Genomic DNA, 22,259 nt, shown 5'->3' on the forward strand with positions numbered 1-22,259 from the left:
GGCAAGTTGTTCGGGTTTCGTTGGTGGGCTTCACTGATGGTCGCATGCATGTTGGCCACCGGCTCGGCCTCGGCCGCAGCGGCGGCCAAGAAGTCCGAATCGAAACGGGCCACCGCGACCAGCGTGGCCAAAAAGCCGGCCGGCAAGCGGTCGACCTCGGTCAACCGGGCGGTTCGGGTGAAGGCGTCGAGCCGCGCCAAGCAGCGTGTGCGCTCGGCGGCCCGGGGGGGCGCGAATGTGCGCCGTGCCTCGGTCGTCGTTCCCGCGCGGTTGTCGTATGGGCAGGTCTATGGTCTGCATGAGACGGCAGACCCCCTCGATCTGAAATCCAGCGTTGCGCTGGTGCTCGACCAGGAGACCAATGAGGTCCTGCTCAGCAAGAATTCCCAGGCGGTGCTGCCGATCGCGTCTCTGACCAAGCTGATGACCGCGCTGGTCGTCATCGAGGCGCAACAGCCGCTCGACGAAGTCCTCACGATCACGGCGGAAGATATCGACACCGAGAAGGGCAGCAGCTCACGGCTGGCGCTCGGCACGGAGCTCACTCGTGGTGAGATGCTGCACCTGGCGTTGATGTCGTCCGAGAACCGGGCTGCCAATGCACTCGGTCGGCACTTTCCCGGCGGCTTGGCGGCTTTCGTTACCGCGATGAACCACAAGGCGGCCGAGTTGGGCATGCAAGATACGCGCTACGTCGAGCCGACGGGCCTGTCGAGCCGCAATCAATCGAGCGCCCGGGATCTGGCAACCCTGGTGAAAACTGCGCACCATTACCCCTTGATCCGTGAACTCTCGACCTCCCCGGAGTACGAGGTGGCGGTCGGCAAGCGCCACCTGCAGTACCGCAATACCAACGGGCTGGTGTTCAATCCGACCTGGGAGATCGGCCTGCAGAAGACGGGCTACATCTCTGAAGCAGGGCGTTGCCTGGTCATGCAGGCCCAGTTGGCGGGACGCAAGCTGATCATGGTGTTCCTGGACTCGACAGGCCGCTATTCCCGCATCGGCGATGCCGAGCGGGTGCGCAAGTGGCTCGAAGAGCTGTCGTTGTCCGAAGAGCCGGAGATGCCGGATACCGAAGTGTTGCCCCGCGTCACCTCGTGACCCAGCTCCAGAAGATCGATCAGCGCAAGCCCGGCCGCCGCCGGGCTTGTTCGTTTTCCGGCGCTTCAGCGCCGGTGGCCAAGTGACGCGGAGATTTGCGCTGCCGTCGCCGTCAGGCGCTCCATCCAGCTTTCCTCCAGGCGGTCGGCAGGCGCCGAGATCGACAGCCCGGCCACCAACTTGCCCTGGTCGTCATGGATGCCGGCGGCCATGCAGCGCACGCCCAGCTCCAGTTCTTCGTTGTCGCGCGCGGTGCCGTACTGCTTGACCTTCGACAACTCGCGCTCCAGCGCCGCCAGGTCGGTGATGCTGTTGCGCGTGTGCCCGGCGAGACCGGTCCGGGTCGCATAGGCGCGCACCCGCTGCGGGTCGTCGTTGGCCAGGAAGAGCTTGCCGACGGAGGTCAGGTGCAAGGGCGCGCGCCCACCGACAGCGCGCACCACCTGCATGCCGGAGCGCTCGCTGTAAGTGCGCTCGATGTAGACGATTTCATCGCCCTGGCGTACCGACAGGTTGACCGGTTGGTGCGTCAGCTTGTGCAATTCGCGCATCGGCGCCAGCGCGGCATCGCGCACGTCCAGCCGCGCTTTCACCAGGTTGCCCAGTTCCAGCAGCCGCATGCCGAGCCGATAGCTGCCGGCCTCGGGCCGGTCGACGAAGCGGCCGAGTGCAAGGTCGTTCAGGATGCGGTGTGCGGTCGACGGGTGCAGGCCCGTTTGCTCGCTGATCTGCTTCAACGAGACGGGATCCTGGTGTGCGGCAAGCACATCCAGCAGTGAAAACATCCGCTCCAGGACCTGGATGGTAGGGGAACTGCCCTCGGTCTTTTTCATGTGAGAGATTTTCTCTCAGTTTGGGCGTTTTTTGCATCGCGAAAACCTCGGGTGCCAAGCACGAGGCGCGCACCCATAATCGACCGGCATGAAAGTCGGTTTTTTCATCACCTGCCTGGTGGATCTCATGCGTCCCGGAATCGGGCTGGCCGCTGTGCGGCTGATCGAGGCGGCGGGCTTCGAGGTCGAGGTGCCGATGGCGCAGACCTGCTGCGGCCAGCCGGCGTACAACTCGGGCGACCGCGAGACGGCGCAGGCACTGGCGCGCAAGCTGCTCGACGAGTTCGAGCGCCACGACTATGTCGTGATGCCGTCAGGCTCGTGCGGCGGGATGGTGCGCACGCACTACGCTGACCTGTTCGCCGACGATCCGGAACTCAGCTACCGCTACGCGCAGCTGCAGCCCAAGGTCTACGAATTGGCGCAGTTCCTGACAGAGGTGGCGTGCGTCGCGAGCGTGCCGGGGCGCTTCGAGGGCGCCGTGACGTATCACGACTCCTGCGCGGGCTTGCGGGAATTGGGGGTCAAGCAGCAGCCGCGTGCGCTGCTGAAGCTGACCGGCGCGACGCTGAAGGAAATGGAGCACTGCGAGCAGTGCTGCGGTTTCGGCGGGACCTTCTCGGTGAAGTACGGCAACATTTCGTCGGCGATTGTCGATGAGAAGTGCGAGCACATCGTTGCCAGCGGCACGCAGGCGGTCGTCCTCGGCGATCTGGGCTGCATGCTGAACATCGAAGGCCGGCTGCGGCGCCGGGGCAACGAGAGCACCCGCGTGATCCACATCGCCGAGATCCTGGCAGGGGAGTGCTGAAGCGTGCAGGTCCAATCGATGCATTTCCAGGCGCGCGCCGGCCAGCGGCTGGCCGACCAGCGCCTGCAGAAGAACCTTAAGAAGCTGTCGACGAAGTTCGTTACGGCGCGGGCCGAGGCAGTGCGCGAACTGCAGGAGTTCGAGATCATTCGTGACGAGGCGGTGCGCCGGCGCAAGGCGGCGCTTGCGAAGCTCGATGTGTGGCTGGAGCGCTTCGAACGTGAGGCGACACGGCGCGGTGCCTCCGTGCTGTGGGCTGAAACGCCGGCCGAGGCGGCTGCGCTGGTCGTGCAGATTGCACGCCAGCACGAGGTGCGGCGTGCCACCAAGACCAAGAGCATGGTGACCGAGGAGATGGCGCTCAACAAGGCGCTGGAAGCCGCCGGTGTGCAGGTGACCGAGACCGACCTCGGCGAGTACATCCTGCAGATCAACGACAGCGAACCGCCGAGTCATATCATCGCCCCGGTGGTGCACAAGGACAAGGAAGAGATCTATCAGCTCTTCGTGAAGACGCATCAGCTGCCGCGCGAGTCGGGGCGGGTGCCCGAAATCCCCGAGATGACACGCGAAGCGCGCGAAGTGCTGCGATCGCGCTTCCTCGCCAGCGAAATGGGCATCACAGGAGGCAACTTCCTCATCGCTGAAACCGGATCGGTCGCCCTCGTCACGAATGAGGGCAACGAAGGCATGTGCACGGCGGTGCCGCGCGTGCATGTCGCGATCACCGGCGTCGAAAAGGTGCTGCCGACGCTGGAAGACCTGGCGACGGTGATGCGATTGCTGCCGCGCTCGGCCACAGGCCAAGTCATCAGCAACTACTTCTCGTTGCTGACGGGGCCGCGCGGAGCCGATGACCGTGATGGGCCCGAGCACATGTACTTCATCCTCGTCGATGGCGGACGCACCGGTCTGCTGGGAGGCGATTTCGAGGAAATGCTGCGCTGCATCCGTTGCGGGGCCTGCATGAACCACTGCCCGGTCTACCAGAAGATCGGCGGGCACAGCTACGGCTGGGTCTACCCCGGCCCGATGGGCTCGGTGCTGACGTCGAGCTACGTCGGGCTCGAGAAGACGCTGGACCTGCCTCAGGCCGCCACGATGTGCGGGCAGTGCCACGTCGTGTGTCCGATGAAGATCCCGCTGCCGGACCTGTTGCGCAAGCTGCGCGAGCGCCAGTTCGAGCGCGGCCTGAGGCCGTGGCGCGAGCGCTTCGCGTTGCGAGCTTGGGGCTACGCCGCGCAGCGGCCCCGGCTGTACCGGGCGATGAGTCGGGTGGGCGTGCGTCTTCTCAGATGGCTGAGCGAAGGCGGCCGCATCCGCAGGCTGCCGTTCGGCTCGGCCTGGACCGCGACGCGCGACATGCCGTCCCCGGCTGGCATGACCTTCAAGGAGCTCTACGCTGAGCGCCGGCGCTGATGCGGGCAGGCGGAGGCGGCTTGCCCGCATGCTGGCTCTGAGCGTGGCGTTGTTGCCGGTGGTCTCGGCGGCACAGGAGCGCCCGGTTTCGACGGCGAGCGGAGCTTCGGCCCCCACGGCTGCCGCAACCTGGATCAAGGCGCCGCGTGTGCGGGGAAGGCTGGCGCCGGCGGAACTCGGGTTGGTGATCAACACCGCTGACCCGTATTCCGTCGAGGTCGGTGCCTTCTACGCGCAGGCGCGGCAGTTGAAGCCGGAGCAGATCCTGCGGGTGGAGTTGCCGGTGAAACCGGCGCTGACCGCCACCGAATTCGAGCAACTCGCGGCCCAGGTGCGTGAACACTTCGGAACGCCCGGCGACGGCCCGATCCAGGCGCTCGCGCTCGCATGGCGCCAGCCGTATGCCGTCGCGTGCCATTCCATCACAGGGGCGCTGGCGCTCGGCTTCGACGCTGGCTTGTGCCGCCGCACGTGCGCGCCGTCGCAGCCGTCGACCTACTTCAACTCGGCGTCCGCGCGCCCGGCCACCGACCACGCGCTGCGGCCCTCGATGTTGCTGGCGGCGTCGAATGTCGAGGCCGCGAAAACCTTGATCGAGCGGGGTGTCGCGGCGGACGGCCGGCTCGGGCTGCGCGGTGCGCCACCGGTGATCGCGCATTTCGAAGTGACCGACGACCGGGTGAGGTCAGTGCGGCAGCGACTGTTCCCGCCCAGCGGCACACTGCCACGCTTGGGGGTGCAAATACGCTCCGGGGTGCACCAGCCACCTTCGCCGGACGACCGCGTGCTGCTGTATCTGACCGGTGCTTCGCGAGTGTCGGGGCTCGACGACATCGAATTCGTCCCCGGCGCGCTGGCCGACCATCTGACGTCCTTCGGCGGCTGGCTCGAGGGCGGGCAGGGGCAGATGAGCGTGCTGGCCTGGATCGCGGCGGGTGCCACTGCCAGCTACGGCACCGTGAGCGAACCCTGCAATCACCTGCAGAAATTTCCCCACCCGCAGGTGCTGCTGCTGCACTACCTGCAGGGCAGCACCGCCATCGAGGCCTACTGGAAGAGCGTCGCGTGGCCGCAGCAGGGGCTGTTCATTGGCGAGCCCCTGGCAGCGCCGTTCGCTCGCTGAGCGTCACGCGAGCACGAGACGGGCGGCATGCACGCCGGACCGAACTGCGCCTTCCAGCGTGGCGGGGTAGGGGCCCTCGATATAGTCACCCGCAGCCCACAGGCCTTGGGCTATCGAAGCGCCAGGCCGCTGCAACTGCGGCGTGCAGCGCAGCGCGGCGCGTGCCTCAAGCATCGTGCGTACGAGACGTAGCGGCGGGCGGTAGAGGCGGCCGAGTTCGCGTTCGGCCTGTTGCAGGACGGCCTGGGCCGTCGCATCGAGCCCGCGCTCGGCCCATGGGCTTGCAGCGCTGACGACGAAGGCAAGCAGGCCGAGCGGTCCATCGAGTTGACCGTGATCGAAGACGAACCGTGCAGGCGCTTCGGCACCTGCATGTAGCGCCAGCATCGGCACTGGCAGGCGGGCGCCGTCGCCGCGCATGTAGACCGTGATGACAGGCTCGAATCGCAGGGCTGCGGCACACGCCGCCCAGTCCGGCGCAACGCGTTGCGCCAGCCGGGCTGCCTCGGGGGCGCAGGCGGCCAGCACGACGGCGTCGTAGCGTTCGCCGTCAACGCGCCACGCAACGCCTTCCGATTCAACGCGGTCCACGCGGCACGACAGCCGCACCGTGGCCCCTGCCTGCAGGAGCCAGTCGGCCGCGGCCTCGGGAAACAACGTGCTCAGGTTGGTGCGCGGCAGCAGGAGGTCGGAGGCGCCGGCCGCGCTGAACACGCCGTCCTTCAGCACGCGCAAAAAGACGGCGGCACTGGCTTCACCGGGCAACGTGTTGAGCGTCGCGACGCACAAGGGGTCGAGCAGCTCCGCGCGCACGCGGGGAGCAAGCGACCCGCACAGCCGATCGACGGTCCACTCCGGTGGGCAGCGAAAGCCCGTGGCCATCCATGCCGCGCCCGCGCGCAGCAGCGAGAGCTTCTCGCTGAAACTCCAGTCGGCATGGCGCAGCACGCCGCGCGTGAGCGACGATCGCGGTGCGCCCGGCTCGACGAAAAAGCCGCTGCCGTCGGCGAAGATCAGCTGCAACGGCGTGCGCAGCATGTCCAGCGTCGTCCTGACGCCGACCAGCCGCATCAACCGCAGGGCCTCGGTACATGCACCGATCAGGATGTGCTGACCGTTGTCGAGCGGAAAGCCTTCCACGTCGACGCGGCGCGCGCGGCCGCCCAACTGCTCCGCCATTTCGAACAGGACAACGTCATGGCCTTCGTCGACCGCCTGCACGGCGGCCGCGCAACCGGCCCACCCGCCACCGATGACGGCCAGTCGTTTCGCCACTGGCCTACCGCCCCTGCCAGTGCGTGCGCCACGCAATCCACAGTTTGCGCAGCGGCGTCAGCGAGATGCGTTGATGCAACACCTGGAAGTTTTCGCGCTCGATTTCGCGCAGCAGCGTGCGGTAGATGTGGGCCATCATCAGCCCCGGCTTCTGAGCGCGCCGGTCGGCTTCGGGGAGCAGGGCGAAGGCCTCGTCGTAGAAGGCATGTGCGCGCTCGGCCTGGAACTTCATCAACGCTTTGAAGCGCTCGCTGTAGCCGCGGTTGAGTACTTCATGCGCCTTCACGTCGAAACGCTGCAACTCGTTGATCGGCAGATAGATGCGACCGCGGCGCGCATCGTCGCCGACGTCGCGGATGATGTTGGTCAGCTGCAGCGCGAGGCCGAGCTTGTGCGCGTATTCGACGGTGGCCGGCTCGGTGCGGCCGAAGATGGCAGAAGCCACCTCGCCGACCACGCCGGCGACCAAGTGGCAATACTTCTGCAGCCCGGCGAAGTCGAGGTAGCGCGTCTGTTCGAGGTCCATCTGGCAGCCGTCGATGACGGCCTGCAGGTGCCCGGCTTCGATGCCGTAAGCGGCGGCATGCGGAACGAGTGCGTGCATGGCGGGGTGGCTCGGCTGTCCGGCGTAGGCCTGCGCGACCTCTTTGCGCCACCACAGCAGCTTGGCTTGTGCGACGTTCGGGTCGCTGACCTCGTCGACGACGTCATCGACCTCACGGCAAAAAGCGTAGAAAGCGGTGATCGCTGCGCGCCGCGGAGGCGGCAGAAAGAGGAACGCATAGTAGAAGCTGGACCCGCTGGCGGCCGCCTTGTCCTGCACGTATTTTTCTGGGTTCATCGGGGAGAGGTGTTGTTCGTCGGAGCGGGCATGCGCCGGCGCAGCGCGCGCCACAGCAGCAAAGGGCCGTCCCAAGCGCGCAACGCCGGCCGCTCATGCAGTGTGGCGTAGTCCAGGCGGGCGATTTTCTCAAGAATCCGCAAGCCGCCCAGGACGACCAGCTTCAGCTCCCACCCGAGCCGCCCGGGCAGCCGCGCCGACAGCGGCAGACCTTGGATCAGCAGCTCGCGCGTCCACTCGACCAGCTCACGCACGAGCGCGTGCGTGGCCGGCGTTTCCTGCTGCGCGATCAGTGAGGCGACCGGCACGCGATGGCGGCGGCACACGTCCAGCGGCACATAAAGCCGGCCCCGACGGGTGTCGACGCTGAGGTCGCGCCAGAAGTTGGCAAGCTGCAGCCCGGTGCAGATGGCGTCCGACTCGTGTTGTGCTTGTTCGTCGTGGATGCCGTAGACCTGCAGCAGCAGGCGTCCCACCGGGTTGGCCGCGCGCCGGCAGTACTCCAGCAGTTCTTCCTGGCTGACGTAGCGGTTCTTCGCGACGTCCTGCTCGAAGCCGCTCAGCAGGTCGTCGAGGGGCGCCTGCGGTAGCCCGAACTCTCGGCACGCCTGCGCCAGCGGGCCGAACACCTGGGGCCAGCGAGGCGACGGCGAGCGCTCTTCATAGATGGCATGCAGATCGGCCCGGTAAGCCTGCAAGTCGGTCAGGCGCTCCAGGGGTGCACGAGGACCTTCGTCGGCCAAGTCGTCGGCGGTTTTGGCATACCGGTAGATCGCGGCGACGGCGGGCCGCAACCGGGGCGGGCAGAGGGCGGAGGCGACGGGAAAGCGCTCGTAGGCAGATACGGTCACGGCGGCGATTGTCCTCGCTCGGCCCTGGCGGCACTTGTAAGCGGCGGTGATCGGTCGACGGCAAGTACCGATGCTCAGCGGTTTGACATCCCGCAAAAACCCTCATACATTACTGACCGGTCAGTCAGTTAATGGTTCTGTCACTCCCCAAGGATGCCTCCATGCGCCGCTTCTCCTTGACCCTGCTTGCCCCCGTCGCGCTCACACTCGCGTTGGCGGCCTGCTCCAAACCCCAGCCGGCCGCAGAACCGGTGCGTGCGGTACGCACCCTGACGGTCTCGGACGCGACCGCTTCTGCATCGCTCGAATACGCGGCAGAGGTCCGTGCGCGGACAGAGTCGCGCCTTGGATTCCGCGTGCCCGGCAAGATGGTGCGTCGCGCGGTGGACTTGGGCGACAGCGTGCACAAGGGGGAGGTGCTGGCCCAGCTCGACCCGCAGGACCTGCGTCTGGGCCAGGAGGCTGCGCTGGCTGCGCTGTCGGCTGCCAAGGCGAATCTGGATCAGGCGAGCGCAGATTTCAAGCGCTTCAAGGAACTGCGCGACCAGGATTTCATCAGCTCCGCCGAACTCGAGCGCCGCGAGACGGCGCTGAAGTCGGCGCAGGCGCAATACCAGCAGGCACTTGCGCAGGCGGGAACGCAAGGCAACCAGGCCGCGTACGCGGCGCTCACGGCCGATGCAGCGGGCGTGATCACCGCGGTGGAGGCCGAACCCGGCATGGTCGTCGGTGCCGGCACACCGGTGCTGCGGCTCGCCCATGACGGCCCGCGGGACGTGGTGTTCTCGGTGCCCGAGGACAAGATCGGGCTCATCAAGGCGCTGGCCCAGCAGGGGGCGGAACTGCAAGTGAAGCTGTGGAGCAATCAGGCCGAGCCGCTGCCCGCCAAGGTGCGTGAGCTGGCCGTCGCTGCCGACCCGGTCACCCGCACCTATCTCGTCAAGGCCGACATCGGGCGACCCGACGTCAAGCTCGGACAGACAGCCACCGTGCAGGTGAATCTGCCGCAAGCTGCGGGCGTGTCCAAGCTGCCGTTGTCGGCGCTGGTCGAGCACCAGGGCAAAAGTTCGGTGTGGCTGGTTGATACCGGCTCGATGACGGTGAAGCCGCAGCCGGTGAAGGTTGCCGGCGCCGAAGGCAATCAGGTGCTGGTGGCCGATGGGCTTCAGCCCGGCCACGTGGTGGTCACGGCCGGCGTGCACGTGCTGACGTCAGGGCAGAAGGTCCGCTTGTACCGCGACGCCGCCGTGGCATCGTCCGACACCGCCGCTGCGCAGCAGAACTGATTCCCGGGGCCGTTCGTGAACAGCAACGACAACATCCCGACCTCACGTTTCAACATTTCCCGCTGGGCCCTTGAGCATCCGGCGCTGACGCGCTACCTGATGGTGGTGCTGCTGGTGCTGGGCGCCGCGGCTTACTTCCAGCTGGGTCAGGATGAGGACCCGCCGTTCACCTTCCGGGCGATGGTGGTACGGGCGTTCTGGCCCGGTGCCACTGCGCTGCAGATGTCGGAGCAGGTGACCGACAAGATCGAAAAGACGCTGCAGGAAGTGCCGTACGCCGACAAGATCCGCAGCTACTCCAAGCCCGGCGAAGCGCTGATCATCTTCCAGATCAAGGACTCCTCGCCGCCGAAGGAGGTGGCCAATGTCTGGTACCAGGTGCGCAAGAAGATTGGCGACATGCGCGGCAGCCTGCCGCAGGGCGTCGTCGGCCCCTTCTTCAACGACGAGTTCGGCGACGTCTATGGCTCCATCTACGCGCTGTCGGCCGACGGCTTCAGTTACGAGGAATTGCGTCAGCACGCCGACCGCGTGCGCCAGCGGCTGTTGAAGGTGCCCGATGTCGCAAAGGTCGAATTCTTCGGCGTCCAGGATGAAAAAATCTTCGTCGAGGTGTCTCAGCGACGCCTTGCGCAGATGGGCATCGATTTCAACCAGGTGATCGCGCAGATCGGCGCTCAGAATGCCGTTGAAGGCAGCGGCGTGCTGTTGGCCGATGGCGACAGCCTGCAGGTGCGCATTGGGGGGCAGTTCAATTCTGAAGCCGACCTGCGTGCGTTGCCGATCCGGGCCACCAACTCTGCGACCGGTGCGGCGAACACCATCCGCCTCGGCGACATCGCCGAGATCCGACGCGGCTATGTCGACCCGCCGCAGGTGAAGGTGCGTCACCAGGGGCAGGAGGTCATCGCGCTGGGCATCTCCATGGCCAAGGGCGGCGACATCATCGCGCTCGGCGAGCGACTGCGTGCTGCGGTGGCCGATATCCAGAAAGAGTTGCCGGTCGGCATTGAGATGAGCCGAGTGCAGGATCAGCCGCAGGCAGTGTCGCGTTCGGTCGGCGAGTTCGTGAAGGTGCTGTTCGAAGCGGTGGTCGTCGTGCTCGCGGTGAGTTTCATCAGCCTGGGCTTGCATACTCGCCCGTTGCGCATCGACGTCTGGCCGGGCCTGGTGGTGGCGATCACCATACCGCTGGTGCTCGCGATCACCTTCGTGACAATGCTCTACTGGGGTGTCGGGCTGCACAAGATATCGCTCGGTGCGCTGATCATCGCGCTCGGCCTGCTGGTCGACGACGCCATCATCGCGGTGGAGATGATGGTGCGCAAGCTCGAAGAGGGCTACGACAAGATGCGCGCCGCGACCTTCGCCTACGACGTGACTGCGATGCCGATGCTGACGGGCACGCTGATCACCGCGGTCGGCTTCCTGCCGATCGGGCTCGCGCAGTCGACCGTCGGCGAATACACCTTCGCGATCTTCGCGGTGACCACGGCGGCGCTGCTGATCTCGTGGGTCGTCTCGGTGTATTTCGTGCCCTACATCGGCGCCCGTCTGCTGAAGGTCAAACCCCAGGTCGAGGGCGAGGCGCACGAGCTGTTCGACACGCCGTTCTACAGCCGTTTCCGGTCGGCGGTGAACTGGTGCGTGCAGCACCGCTGGATCACCATCGGCGTGACCCTCGGCATGCTCGCGCTCGGCGTGGTCGGCATGGGCAAGGTGCAGCAGCAGTTCTTCCCCGATTCGAGCCGGCCCGAGATCCTGGTCGACCTGTGGATGCCCGAAGGAACGAACTTCAGGGCCACCGAGGAGGTCGCCAAGCGCTTCGAGGCGCGGGTGATGAAGGAGGCCGGCGTCGAGAGCGTGACGACCTGGGTCGGCAGCGGTGTGCCGCGTTTCTACCTGCCGCTGGACCAGATCTTCCCGCAGACCAACGTCAGCCAGGCCATCGTGCTGCCGAAGGACCTGGATCAGCGTGAGGCCTTGCGCAAGCGCCTGCCGGACATTCTGGCGAATGAATTCCCCGAGGTGCGCACTCGCGTCAAGCTGTTGCCCAACGGCCCGCCTGTACCCTACCCGGTGCAGTTCCGCGTGATGGGTTCCGACGTGCAAGAACTGCGCAAGTGGGGCGACGAGGCCAAGGCGCTGCTGCGTACACACCCCGACATCCGTCAGGTCAACGACAACTGGAACGAGTCGGTCAAGGTGCTGCGGCTGGAGGTCGACCAGGACAAGGCGCGCGCGCTCGGTGTCACCAGCCAGAGCATCGCGCAAGCTTCGCGCACCATCCTGACCGGCACCACCATCGGCCAGTACCGCGAGGACGACCGGCTGATCGACATCGTGCTGCGACAGCCGGAAGACGAGCGCGACGCGATCACCGATATCGCCAACGCCTACCTGCCCACGGCGAGCGGCCGGGCGATCCCGTTGACGCAGATTGCGAAGGTCGGCTACGCCTGGGAGCCCGGAGTGCTGTGGCGTGAGAACCGCGACTTCGCTGTCACCGTGCAAGGCGACGTCGCCGAAGGCGTTCAGGGCCCCACGGTCAGCTCCGCACTGTGGCCCAAGATGCAGGAACTGCAGTCGCGCATGCCGCCGGGTTACCACATCGAGCTGGCCGGCACTGCCGAGGAAAGCAGCAAAGGGCAGGGGTCCATCTTCGCCAACGTGCCCTTGATGCTGTTCCTGACCTTCACCTTGCTGATGCTGCAGCTGCAGAGCTTCTCGCGCTCGGTGCTGGTGTTCCTGACCGGACCGATGGGAATTGTGGGGGTGGCCGCGGCGCTGCTGCTGCTGGGGCGGCCGTTCGGCTTCGTCGCGATGCTCGGGGTGATCGCACTGATGGGCATGATCATGCGCAATTCGGTGATCCTGATCGACCAGATCGAGCAGGACCGTTCTCGCGGGGTGCCGACCTGGACCGCGATCGTCGAGTCGGCGGTGCGGCGCTTCCGGCCCATCGTGCTGACGGCCGCGGCAGCGGTGCTTGCGATGATTCCGCTGTCGCGCAGTGTGTTCTGGGGGCCGATGGCGGTGGCCATCATGGGGGGGCTGATCGTGGCCACCGCACTCACGTTGCTGGCCTTGCCGGCCATGTATGCCGCCTGGTTCCGGGTGAAACGCCCCGAGGACGAGAGCACAGCCCCGACAGCCGGCTAAAATACCCGGTTCGCCGAATTACCCAGGAGGGGAGCGCAGGCTTCCCTCTTTTGATTTGCGCGGGTGGCGAAATTGGTAGACGCACCAGGTTTAGGTCCTGACGCCAGCGATGGTGTGGGGGTTCGAGTCCCCCCCCGCGCACCACATTCAAACGAGAGAGATCACCATGGCCGTGACTGTTGAAACCCTCGACAAACTGGAACGCAAGATCACGCTGACGCTGTCGGCGGATCTCATCAACAACGAGGTGGAGTCCCGCCTGAAGCGTCTGGCCCGCACCGTGAAGGCCGATGGTTTCCGTCCCGGCAAGGTGCCCATGAGCATCGTGGCGCAGCGGTACGGCTACTCGGTGCAGTACGAGGTGATGAACGACAAGGTCGGCGAAGCCTTTGCACAAGCCGCTTCCGAAGCGCAGCTGCGCGTCGCCGGCGCTCCACGCATCACCGAGAAGGAAGAGGCGCCCGAGGGGCAACTGGCCTTCGACGCCACCTTCGAGGTCTATCCGGAAGTCAGGATTGCCGACCTGTCGACGGCTGAAGTCGAGCGCGCCAGCACCGAGGTGACCGACGCCGCGATCGACAAGACGCTGGACATCCTGCGCAAGCAGCGCCGCACCTTCGGCCAGCGTCCGGCCGCTGAAGCCGCGACCGACGGTGATCGCGTGACGATCGACTTCGAAGGCAAGATCGACGGCGAAGCCTTCGCCGGCGGCAAGGCCGAGGACTTCCAGTTCATCCTGGGCGAAGGCCGCATGCTCGAAGAGTTCGAGAAGGCGGTGCGCGGCATGAAGGCCGGCGAGTCGAAAACCTTCCCGCTGAAGTTCCCCGAGGACTATCACGGCAAGGACGTGGCCGGCAAGGAAGCCGATTTCCTCGTGACGCTGAAGAAGGTCGAACTGCAGAACCTGCCCGAGATCGACGAGGCTTTCGCGAAGTCGCTGGGCATCGCCGACGGCACCGTGCAAGCGCTCCGTGCCGACATCAAGAAGAACCTCGAGCGTGAGGTCAAGTTCCGTGTGCTGGCACGCAACAAGAACGCCGTGATGGACGCGCTGATCAAGGCAGCCGAACTCGACCTGCCGAAGTCGCTGGTGCAAAACGAGGTGGACCGCATGGTCGCCGGCGCCCGCGCCGACCTCAAGAACCGGGGCGTCAAGGATGCCGAAAACGCGCCGATCCCGGCCGAGGTGTTCCAGCCGCAGGCCGAAAAGCGTGTGCGCCTGGGCCTAGTGGTGGCCGAGCTGGTGAAGACCAACGAGCTGCAGGCCAAGCCCGAGCAGATCAAGGCCCACATCGAAGAGCTGGCACAGAGCTATGAGAAGCCCCAGGAAGTGGTGCGCTGGTACCTCAGCGACAACCAGCGCCTGGCCGAAGTCGAAGCGGTGGTGTTGGAGAACAACGTCACCGACTTCGTGCTCGCCAAAGCCAAGGTCACCGACAAGGTGCTGCCGTTCGACGAACTGATGGGTGCCTGATCCAGCGCGCTTGGTTCTCTGACAAAGGCGCCGGCACCCCGGCGCCTTTTGTCGTTTCTACGGGGCCGCTCTTGTCGCCCCATAATCCATCCCCAGATTCGTGAAGACCGATCGGAAGGATTCCATGAGCGCACTGGACACGCAGAACCTGGGCATGGTGCCCATCGTCATCGAACAGTCGGGCCGCGGCGAGCGCGCCTACGACATCTACAGCCGCCTGCTGCGCGAGCGTGTGGTGTTCCTGGTAGGGCCGGTCAACGACCAGACTGCCAACCTCGTCGTCGCGCAGTTGCTGTTCCTGGAAAGCGAGAACCCCGACAAGGACATCTCGCTCTACATCAACTCGCCGGGTGGCTCGGTGAGTGCCGGCATGTCGATTTTCGACACGATGCAGTTCATCAAGCCGGACGTGTCGACACTGTGCATGGGCATGGCCGCTAGCATGGGCGCGTTCCTGCTGGCCGCTGGCGCCAAGGGCAAGCGCTACGCGCTGCCGAATTCCCGCATCATGATCCACCAGCCGCTGGGGGGCGCACAGGGCCAGGCGACCGACATCGAGATCCAGGCGCGCGAAATTCTGAAGCTGCGTGAAAACCTGAACAAGATCCTGTCGGAACGCACCGGCCAGCCGTTGGACAAGATCCAGAACGACACCGAGCGCGACTTTTTCATGGCACCCGACGACGCGAAAACTTATGGTCTGATCGATCAGGTGCTCGAGAAACGAAGCTGAACCCCTTCTCGACAGCGGGTATTCCCTGCCTCGCCACGTGAAAGACCGTGCGGTATTTGGTAAGGGAAAACAGGGCGCGCAACGGGGCCTTTTTCCCACCGAAGGCCCCGTTTTCATTTGACTTATCATCCCCCTCAGAACCCAGCCCTCAAGACGCCCATGCCCGAGAAAAAAGGCTCTTCCAGCGAGAAAGTCCTGTACTGCTCCTTTTGCGGCAAGAGCCAGCACGAGGTGAAGAAGCTCATTGCCGGCCCGTCAGTGTTCATCTGCGATGAATGCATCGACCTGTGCAACGACATCATCCGAGACGAGGTACCGTCTGAAGGGGCCGACTCCAAGACCTCCCGGGGTGATCTGCCGGTGCCGTCCGAGATCAAGAGCATCCTGGACCAGTACGTCATCGGTCAGGACCCTGCCAAGCGCACCCTGTCGGTCGCCGTCTACAACCACTACAAGCGGCTCAAGCACATGGGTGGCGCCGGCAAGAAGGATGAGGTCGAGCTCGCCAAGAGCAACATCCTGCTGATCGGCCCGACCGGCTCCGGCAAGACGTTGCTGGCGCAGACGCTGGCGCGGCTTCTGAACGTGCCGTTCGTGATTGCCGACGCGACCACGCTCACCGAAGCGGGCTACGTCGGCGAAGATGTCGAGAACATCATCCAGAAGCTGCTGCAGAACTGCAATTACGACGTCGAAAAGGCGCAGCGGGGCATCGTCTACATTGACGAGATCGACAAGATCTCGCGCAAGGCCGACAACCCCTCGATCACGCGTGACGTCTCCGGCGAGGGCGTGCAGCAGGCGCTGCTGAAGCTGGTGGAGGGCACGATGGCGTCGGTACCGCCGCAGGGCGGGCGCAAGCATCCCAATCAGGACTTCCTGCAGATCGACACGACGAACATCCTGTTCATCTGCGGCGGCGCTTTCGACGGACTGGAGAAGGTGATCCAGAACCGCTCCGAGAAGTCCGGCATCGGTTTTGGTGCCATGGTCAAGAGCAAGACCGAACGCAAGGTCAGCGAGGTGTTCCGCGAGGTCGAGCCGGAAGACTTGATCAAGTTCGGCCTGATCCCCGAGCTGGTTGGCCGCCTGCCGGTGGTCGCGACGCTGGGCGAACTGACCGAAGACGCCCTGATCCAGATCCTCACCGAGCCGAAGAACGCGCTGGTGAAGCAGTACCAGAAGCTGTTCTCGATGGACGGCGTCGAGTTGGAGATCCGTCCGTCGGCATTGGCCTCGATTTCGCGCAAGGCGCTGGCCCGCAAGACCGGGGCACGCGGATTGCGTTCGATCATGGAGCAGGCGCTGATCGATACGATGTTCGATCTGCCCGCGATGGACGGCGTGCAGAAGGTGGTGGTGGACGAGCACACCATCGAGGAAAACACCAAGCCGCTGCTCGTGTACCGCGAGCAGGCCAAGGCGAGCGCGTGAACGGCAGCGTGAGCGTTGCAGTCCACGTCGGCTGATCTTGTAAAGAAACGCTCAAGCCTCACATCGGGCTTGAGAAAGAGAGGTTGCGATGTCTGGACATCCTGTTTTGCCCCCCGATCCCATTGAGCTGCCGCTGCTGCCACTGCGCGACGTGGTGGTGTTCCCTCACATGGTGATCCCGCTCTTCGTGGGGCGTCCCAAGTCCATCAAGGCGCTGGAATCGGCGATGGAAGCCGGCCGGCAGATCATGCTGGTCGCTCAGAAAGCCGCCGGCAAGGACGAGCCCAAGGCCGATGACATGTTCGAGGTCGGCTGCGTCTCCAGCATCCTGCAGATGCTGAAACTGCCTGACGGCACCGTGAAGGTGCTGGTCGAGGGTTTGCAGCGCGCAAATACCGTGCGCATCGACGACAACGGCGAGCACTTCGTCGCCGAGGTCAAGCCGGTGCCGCCGGGCGTCGACACATCGCCCGAGATCGAGGCTCTGCGCCGCGCCGTGACGCAGCAGTTTGATCAGTACGTCAAGCTGAACAAGAAGATTCCGCCGGAAATCCTGACGTCCATCGCGGGCATCGACGACGCCGGCCGCCTGGCCGACACCATCGCCGCTCACCTGCCGCTCAAGCTCGAGAACAAGCAGGCCGTGCTCGACCTGTTTTCGGTGTCCGAGCGCTTGGAGCGCCTGCTTGAGCAGCTCGAGCACGAGGTCGACATCCTCCAGGTCGAAAAGCGCATCCGTGGCCGCGTCAAGCGCCAGATGGAGAAGAGCCAGCGCGAGTACTACCTGAATGAGCAGGTCAAAGCCATCCAGAAAGAACTGGGCGAGGGTGAGGAAGGCGCCGATCTCGAGGAGCTCGAGAAGAAGATCGAAGCTGCCCGCATGCCCAAGGAAGCGCGCAAGAAGGCCGAGAGCGAGCTGAAGAAGCTCAAACTGATGTCGCCGATGTCCGCCGAAGCGACGGTGGTGCGCAACTACATCGACACCCTCGTCAACCTGCCCTGGGCCAAGAAGACCAAGATCAAGCACGACCTCGAACACGCCGAGGAAGTGCTGAACGAGGACCACTACGGTCTCGAGAAAGTCAAGGATCGCATCCTCGAATACCTCGCGGTGCAGCAGCGTGTCGACAAGGTCAAGGCGCCCATCCTGTGCCTGGTGGGACCTCCGGGCGTTGGCAAGACTTCGCTCGGCCAGTCGGTGGCGCGCGCCACGGGCCGCAAGTTCGTGCGCATGGCGCTGGGTGGCGTGCGCGACGAGGCCGAGATCCGCGGCCACCGCCGCACCTATATCGGCTCGATGCCCGGCAAGGTGTTGCAGAGCCTGACCAAGGTCGGCACGCGCAACCCGCTGTTCCTGCTCGACGAGATCGACAAGCTGGGCATGGACTTCCGCGGCGATCCGTCGAGTGCGCTGCTGGAAGTGCTGGACCCCGAGCAGAACCACACCTTCAGCGACCACTACATCGAAGTCGACTTTGATCTCTCGGACGTGATGTTCGTGGCGACGTCGAACTCGCTGAATATCCCGCCGGCCCTGCTGGACCGGATGGAAGTCATCCGCTTGTCGGGCTACACCGAGGACGAGAAGGTCAATATCGCCCAGCGTTATCTGCTGCCGAAGCAGATGAAGAACAACGGCGTCAAAGACGAGGAGCTCGAGGTCACCGAAGCCGCGATTCGCGGGATCATTCGCTACTACACACGCGAAGCCGGCGTGCGGTCGCTCGAGCGCGAGATCTCCAAGATCTGCCGCAAGGTGGTCAAGGGCCTGACGCTCAAGACCTACGAAGGCAAGGTCGTCGTCAACGAAGAGAACCTGAACGAGTTCCTTGGCGTGCGGCGCTACCAGTACGGCCAAGCGGAAAAGGACAATCAGGTCGGGCAGGTGGTCGGGCTTGCGTGGACCGAAGTCGGGGGCGATCTGCTGACGATCGAGTCGGCGGTAATGCCCGGCAAAGGCAACATCATCCGTACGGGCCAGTTGGGCGACGTGATGAAGGAGTCGGTCGAGGCCGCGCGCTCCGTGGTCCGCAGCCGCTCGCGCCGCCTGGGCATCAAGGACGAGCTGTTCGAGAAGCGCGACATTCACATCCACGTGCCCGATGGCGCGACGCCGAAGGACGGCCCGAGTGCCGGTATTGCGATGACGACGGCCTTCGTCTCGGCGCTGACCGGCATTCCGGTGCGAGCCGACGTGGCGATGACCGGTGAGATCACCCTGCGTGGGGAGGTGACCGCGATCGGTGGCCTGAAGGAAAAACTGCTGGCGGCGCACCGCGGCGGCATCAAGACGGTGCTGATTCCGGAAGAGAACGTCAAGGATCTGCAGGACATTCCCGAGAACGTGAAGAGCCATCTCGAGATCGTTCCGGTGAAGTGGATCGACAAGGTGCTGGACGTCGCACTCGAGGCCAAACCGGCCCCGCTGCCCGACGAGGAGCCGGCAAAGGTCGAGGCGGCAGCGAAAGACGGAGCGCCCGCGGCCGAGGTGTCCACCGAGGTGCTGAAGCACTGAAAGTAAAAAAGCCGCCGCGCACCCCTTGCGCGGTGGCAAAAAAATGGCATAGAATGTGAGCTTCAGCGCAACGCAAGACGTTCACCAAAACGTCAAACCGAAGCGAAGCTGGAACCATGCGGGAGTAGCTCAGTTGGTAGAGCGCAACCTTGCCAAGGTTGAGGTCGCGAGTTCGAGACTCGTCTCCCGCTCCAAATACCGATCTACGGAGTTCCACAGAAGTCCGTAAGTTGTTGAATAAAGGGACTTTTGGTCCCTTTTTTCGTCTGGCGAGTTCTACCCGCAGCCAGGCTCAGCCACCGCTCGGTAGTATATTTATTGGTACATCAATCGGGGGCGCCCGCTGGACCACATTGAGAGCCGCGCGCGCTTCGCCTCATCGGTACATCTCCTCCTCTCAACTCACGAGACCCGGAGATGTTCGATGCCACTCACCGGTACGTCGCTCCGCCAAGCTCGCACGACGGTCCGGAACTACACGCTGCCCGACACCGACGGCCTATTGTTGTTTGTGAGCCCCTGCGCCCTGGTCGCTCAAGGCATTGATCCCCGTGAGCAGCGGAAGAGAGATTGGGTTGCGGCGCATCGCGCTGCTGAGAGGACCTTTGAAGCCGTGTTCCGACGTTTGGACTGCCCCTGGTCAGGTAGACAGCCTGTCCCTATCCTTGGGCTTGCGCTGGCCGGGCTGCCGCCGTCGAAGGCGCGCGCTCGCGCAGCCATTGGGCAAAGGCCTGTGGCCGGCCGAGGAAGCGTTGTGCATCGACGCGGCTCCAGGTGCCTTGCGTTTCGAGCACAAAACCGGGGACTCCGGTCGCGCCCGTTCTCGCCATCAAGGTGCGCGTGGCGGCGATGTGGATCGCCACCTCCGCCGCCTTGATGCGTCGCAACGCTCGTACGAACGCGCCGCCTTCCAGACCCTAGGCGATCGCCTGTTGTTCCAGCACGGCATCGTCCGCGATCCGCTGCCCTTCGACATAGTGAGCCTCCTGCAGCCGCGCCAGCAGGTCGAGGCCGTGCCCCGACACCTCTTCGGCGGCCAGCACGGCCACGGTGGGCGGCTCGGAGTCGAACACGGCCGTCGTGTCGTGCAGCAGGCCTTCCGCATAGGCCTTGCCGAACGGCTGGCCGGTGAGCAGGGCGATCCGACGGTCGTGCGGCAGCACGTAGCTACGCAGCCCGGCGCTGACGCGCTGGCGCTGCGCGCCCGCCATCATGCCCCCGCCGTGCGCTCGCACCGGAAGCACCTCGCGGGCCGCCTTCACGAGCGGTGCGGCGCCCGAACACCAGCCGCAGAACGGGTCATAGATGTAGTGCAGCATTGCCCGGCTCATGGCACATCCCGATCAGTCCATCGGCCGCTGGTCGGGCGCGTTGGCGGGAACGGCCCTGCCACGACGCTCCAACGCTCGGCGATCCTCACCATTTGATCTCGCCTTTGTTGACCTTGGCGCCGATGTCCAGTGCCACGCCCAGGCCGGCTTGCGGGTAGGCCCTGCGCATCGCCGCGATCAAGGCGGCGCTGTTCGCGGCCTGGCGCAGCTCGGCTTCGAAGTGCTTCAGGTAGTCGCGTGTGTAGGCAATGGTGCTTGCGTCCTGCGGGGTGCCGACGGCCATGTGACCCGGCACCACGAGCGCGGGTTGCAGGATCAGCATCTCGTCGAGCTGGGCCAGCCAGGCCTGGCGTTCGCTCGCCTTTTGCGTATCGGCCGTCCACACGTGCAGATTGCCGAATATCGCGATGTTGCCGACGATGGCCTTGATCGAGGGAATCCAGACATAGGGCCGCGCGGCCAGTTCGCCCATGGTGCCGCGCACCTCAAGGGTTTCGCCGTCCACCGTGAGCGTGGCGCCGTCCAGCACGTCCGGCACGATCGGCTGCTTGGGCGCGTTCTGACCCATCTTCGGGCCCCAGACGGCCATCTTCGCAGCTAGCTTGGCCTGGATCTTCTCGCGCACGGCAGGCGTGGTGAGCACCTGCACCTGCGGGAAGATGGTCTTGAGCGTTTCGGCGCCGAAGTAGAAGTCCGGGTCCGCGTTGCTGATGAAGATGGACTTCAACGTCTTGCCGCTGTCCAGCACGTTGGCCGCCACGCGCAGTGCATCCGCCCGTGTGAAGCCGGTATCGATGACCAGGGCCTCGGTCTTGCCGCTGACCACCACGGCGTTCACGTGGAAGCTCTGGGCGTTGGCGTTGTAGACGGTTACCGTGAGCGGCGCGGCGGTTTGGGCCGTTGCGCCGCCGGCGGCGACCACGCCCAGCGTCAAAGCCGGGACCAACTGGCGGAACAACTTGATCGGGTTCGACACGGCGGCCTCTTGCAGTGGAGTGGATGGGTGTTCACACTCTATTTCCGTCAATCGGATAGATAAACATAACTTAAGTAGAATGCTTGTTGCGAATATCGTCGGAATCGAATCGGCTCACTCATGGATCGCCTCACCGCTACCCGCGTGTTCATCACCGTCGTCGAACAAGGCAGCCTGACCCGAGCCGCCGACACCCTGGACATGTCCACGGCCATGGTCAGCCGCTACCTGGCGGCCATGGAAACCTGGCTCCATGCTCGGCTGCTGCACCGCACGACGCGCCGCATCAGCCTGACCGATGCCGGAGAGTCGGCGCTGTCGTCGTGCCGGCATCTGCTGGAGTCGGCAGAGGACGTGGAGAGCCGGGCCCAGGCGGCGGGTCGCGAAGCCAGCGGCCGGCTGCGAGTGGCCAGTTCACCTTCGTTCGCCGAGGCCCAGCTCGCGGCAGCGCTGGTGGAGTTCCAGCGACTGCACCCCAAGGTCAGTGCCTCGCTTCTGACTGCCGAGCACAGTGTCGATCTTGCCGCCGAGCGAATCGACCTTGCCGTGCGTATCACCAACACGTTGGAGCCCACACTGATCTCGCGACGCCTGGCCACGTGCCGTTCGGCGCTGTGCGCCTCGCGCGAGTACCTGCAGGCGCATGGCACGCCGCGCAGGGAGGAGGACTTGCGCGGGCATCGCTGCCTGAATCATGCGCTGGTCACCACGGCGCAGTTTCGCGTCGGTGCGGGGCCGGCAGAGCTGGCGGGCACCGAGGCCTTTACGTCCAACGACACCGCGGTGCTGCGGCGCGCGGCGCTGGCGGGCGCGGGCATCGCCATCCTGCCGACCTATCTGGTGGGTGCCGACCTGCGCGAAGGGCGCCTGAAGCGTGTGCTGCCCAGCCTGGAGCCGGATCCGCTGGGCATCCATGCGATCTTTCTTTCGCGGCAGCATCTGCCCCTGGCGCTGCGGCTGCTGATCGACTTCCTGGCGCAGCGGTTTGGCGGGAGCGCGGCGCCCTGGGATCGGGGTGCGACCGGTCGACGAGCGTCCCCTTCTGCGTCTTCCACGGGCTGAGTGCAGCGCCGAGCCCTCCCATGCGGTCA

Annotated in this window: 17 protein-coding genes and 2 tRNA genes; 13 read left to right on the plus strand and 6 right to left on the minus strand. The window is 65.2% G+C overall.

Translation table 11 applies throughout. The features are described 5' to 3' along the window. The first annotated feature begins 48 nt into the window (after positions 1 to 48). Positions 49 to 1,104, plus strand: coding sequence for a D-alanyl-D-alanine endopeptidase (gene pbpG, locus M8A51_RS09560; protein ID WP_251777997.1), 1,056 nt, complete (start codon positions 49 to 51; stop codon positions 1,102 to 1,104). 65 nt (positions 1,105 to 1,169) lie between these two features. Here the strand turns inward: pbpG and M8A51_RS09565 are convergent, their stop codons facing one another. Next, a complete protein-coding gene (locus M8A51_RS09565; RefSeq protein ID WP_251777998.1) occupies positions 1,170 to 1,937 on the minus strand; it encodes an IclR family transcriptional regulator in 768 nt (255 codons plus the stop codon). A gap of 88 nt (positions 1,938 to 2,025) precedes the next feature. Between M8A51_RS09565 and M8A51_RS09570 the strand changes: the two genes are divergently transcribed. Genes M8A51_RS09570 through M8A51_RS09580 form a run of 3 tightly spaced genes read left to right on the plus strand, consistent with a single transcriptional unit; the run spans position 2,026 to position 5,290 of the window. Continuing rightward, positions 2,026 to 2,748 (plus strand): (Fe-S)-binding protein, encoded by a 723-nt coding sequence (locus M8A51_RS09570; protein ID WP_251777999.1) that lies wholly within the window; start codon positions 2,026 to 2,028, stop codon positions 2,746 to 2,748. Between the two features lie 3 nt (positions 2,749 to 2,751). Then, positions 2,752 to 4,167 (plus strand): lactate utilization protein B, encoded by a 1,416-nt coding sequence (locus M8A51_RS09575; protein ID WP_251778000.1) that lies wholly within the window; start codon positions 2,752 to 2,754, stop codon positions 4,165 to 4,167. A gap of 28 nt (positions 4,168 to 4,195) precedes the next feature. After that, positions 4,196 to 5,290 carry a TIGR03790 family protein gene (locus M8A51_RS09580; RefSeq protein WP_251778001.1) on the plus strand — a complete coding sequence of 365 codons (1,095 nt, stop codon included), beginning with the start codon at positions 4,196 to 4,198 and terminating at the stop codon, positions 5,288 to 5,290. A 3-nt stretch (positions 5,291 to 5,293) separates the two neighbouring features. On the opposite strand, the gene hpnE is transcribed toward M8A51_RS09580, so the two are convergent. Genes hpnE through hpnC form a run of 3 tightly spaced genes read right to left on the minus strand, consistent with a single transcriptional unit; the run spans position 5,294 to position 8,257 of the window. Continuing rightward, positions 5,294 to 6,565 carry a hydroxysqualene dehydroxylase HpnE gene (hpnE, locus tag M8A51_RS09585; protein ID WP_251778002.1) on the minus strand — a complete coding sequence of 424 codons (1,272 nt, stop codon included), beginning with the start codon at positions 6,563 to 6,565 and terminating at the stop codon, positions 5,294 to 5,296. Between the two features lie 4 nt (positions 6,566 to 6,569). After that, positions 6,570 to 7,406 (minus strand): presqualene diphosphate synthase HpnD, encoded by an 837-nt coding sequence (gene hpnD, locus M8A51_RS09590; protein ID WP_251778003.1) that lies wholly within the window; start codon positions 7,404 to 7,406, stop codon positions 6,570 to 6,572. Continuing rightward, positions 7,403 to 8,257: a squalene synthase HpnC gene (gene hpnC, locus M8A51_RS09595; RefSeq protein ID WP_251778004.1), complete on the minus strand. Its 855-nt coding sequence runs from the start codon at positions 8,255 to 8,257 to the stop codon at positions 7,403 to 7,405. The genes hpnD and hpnC overlap by 4 nt, the downstream gene beginning before the upstream one ends. Positions 8,258 to 8,418: 161 nt before the next feature. Here hpnC and M8A51_RS09600 point away from each other — a divergent pair, with 161 nt between their 5' ends. The 8 genes from M8A51_RS09600 to M8A51_RS09635 all read left to right on the plus strand — a co-directional run bounded on the left by M8A51_RS09600 (position 8,419) and on the right by M8A51_RS09635 (position 19,055). Then, positions 8,419 to 9,543: an efflux RND transporter periplasmic adaptor subunit gene (locus M8A51_RS09600; RefSeq protein ID WP_251778005.1), complete on the plus strand. Its 1,125-nt coding sequence runs from the start codon at positions 8,419 to 8,421 to the stop codon at positions 9,541 to 9,543. Between the two features lie 15 nt (positions 9,544 to 9,558). Then, positions 9,559 to 12,705 carry an efflux RND transporter permease subunit gene (locus M8A51_RS09605; RefSeq protein WP_368408536.1) on the plus strand — a complete coding sequence of 1,049 codons (3,147 nt, stop codon included), beginning with the start codon at positions 9,559 to 9,561 and terminating at the stop codon, positions 12,703 to 12,705. A gap of 57 nt (positions 12,706 to 12,762) precedes the next feature. Beyond that, a tRNA-Leu gene (locus M8A51_RS09610) sits at positions 12,763 to 12,849 on the plus strand. Between the two features lie 22 nt (positions 12,850 to 12,871). Beyond that, on the plus strand, positions 12,872 to 14,179 hold the full coding sequence (gene tig, locus M8A51_RS09615) for a trigger factor (protein WP_251778006.1): 1,308 nt from the start codon (positions 12,872 to 12,874) through the stop codon (positions 14,177 to 14,179). A gap of 124 nt (positions 14,180 to 14,303) precedes the next feature. Beyond that, on the plus strand, positions 14,304 to 14,912 hold the full coding sequence (gene clpP / locus M8A51_RS09620) for an ATP-dependent Clp endopeptidase proteolytic subunit ClpP (protein ID WP_280926064.1): 609 nt from the start codon (positions 14,304 to 14,306) through the stop codon (positions 14,910 to 14,912). Positions 14,913 to 15,071: 159 nt separating this feature from the next. Further along, positions 15,072 to 16,346: an ATP-dependent Clp protease ATP-binding subunit ClpX gene (gene clpX / locus M8A51_RS09625; protein WP_251778007.1), complete on the plus strand. Its 1,275-nt coding sequence runs from the start codon at positions 15,072 to 15,074 to the stop codon at positions 16,344 to 16,346. Between the two features lie 88 nt (positions 16,347 to 16,434). Then, positions 16,435 to 18,861, plus strand: a complete 2,427-nt coding sequence (lon, locus tag M8A51_RS09630) for an endopeptidase La (RefSeq protein ID WP_251778008.1) — start codon at positions 16,435 to 16,437, stop codon at positions 18,859 to 18,861. Positions 18,862 to 18,979: 118 nt separating this feature from the next. Next, positions 18,980 to 19,055: transfer RNA gene (locus M8A51_RS09635), tRNA-Gly, on the plus strand. A gap of 723 nt (positions 19,056 to 19,778) precedes the next feature. Here the strand turns inward: M8A51_RS09635 and M8A51_RS26505 are convergent. After that, positions 19,779 to 20,180: a DsbA family protein gene (locus M8A51_RS26505; protein ID WP_368408537.1), complete on the minus strand. Its 402-nt coding sequence runs from the start codon at positions 20,178 to 20,180 to the stop codon at positions 19,779 to 19,781. Between the two features lie 97 nt (positions 20,181 to 20,277). Beyond that, entirely contained in the window at positions 20,278 to 21,150 is an 873-nt protein-coding gene (locus M8A51_RS09645) for an MBL fold metallo-hydrolase (protein ID WP_251778431.1), read from the minus strand. Between the two features lie 138 nt (positions 21,151 to 21,288). Here M8A51_RS09645 and M8A51_RS09650 point away from each other — a divergent pair, with 138 nt between their 5' ends. Next, positions 21,289 to 22,230: a LysR family transcriptional regulator gene (locus tag M8A51_RS09650; protein ID WP_251778009.1), complete on the plus strand. Its 942-nt coding sequence runs from the start codon at positions 21,289 to 21,291 to the stop codon at positions 22,228 to 22,230. Positions 22,231 to 22,259: the final 29 nt, after the last annotated feature.

It is taken from the genome of Caldimonas mangrovi (assembly GCF_023721835.1).
Classification (GTDB): Bacteria; Pseudomonadota; Gammaproteobacteria; order Burkholderiales; family Burkholderiaceae_C; genus Caldimonas; species Caldimonas mangrovi.